Below are 680 nucleotides of genomic sequence, written 5' to 3'. Positions count from 1 at the left end.
GTTCCGAGGCGTCTCAAAACACCACTTACAGGGCTATCTAAACTTCTTGGGCTGGATCCTCAACACCGACGACTGGTTCGAGCAGATCCTAAGTACTGACTTCTACAGATGAGCGTTCGCTCCTTAACCGAACACGGATGGCTGGCGGTGACTGGTGCGTTCGGATTCACGAAAGCCATCAGTGGCCGTCTCCCGAAAGGGCCGTGTTTAATCGCCAGACAGCACCGGATCAAGTCGCTGGAGTAAGGGTGATGAAGCGGAAGACTGCGAAGTGTGCCAACGCAAATCTCCCGCTTCACCGAACGAATTGCCTTCGCAGTCAAAAGAGTTGCTGATGATTGGGACGAACCTGCCGCCCCAGAAGGGGGCGGCGGGTTCACCGACGCAGCGATGATGTCCATCCACTGTCTCCGGATTTATCTCGATACGACCTACCGGATGACGATTGATCTGCTGAAGGAGATGCCACAAATATCGCGGGAGATCGGCCTTGACCCGGCCGATCTCCCGCATCCATCGACGTTATGTCTCGCCTTCGATAGAATTGAGATGGCGGTCTGTCGGACGCTTCTCCAACAATCTGTACAGCTTCACGACACTGGGCCGATTGGAGCGATCGACGCCACGTACTTCGAACGCTCGCCAGCGAGCCGCTCGTACTGCAACAAGACGAAATACGA

General features: G+C 55.4%; 1 protein-coding gene and 1 pseudogene. Both read left to right on the top strand.

Translation table 11 applies throughout. The features are described from left to right. Window positions 1–112 (top strand): annotated as a pseudogene (locus tag ACR3FF_RS27285) (IS1595-like element ISHti5 family transposase); the annotation flags it as partial. A 161-nt stretch (window positions 113–273) separates the two neighbouring features. Continuing rightward, the coding region (locus tag ACR3FF_RS27280; protein WP_472850178.1) for a transposase at window positions 274–680 on the top strand (407 nt) is incomplete at its 3' end.

This window comes from Haladaptatus ordinarius (genome assembly GCF_054177595.1).
This window is presented reverse-complemented; position numbering and strand designations above follow the sequence as displayed.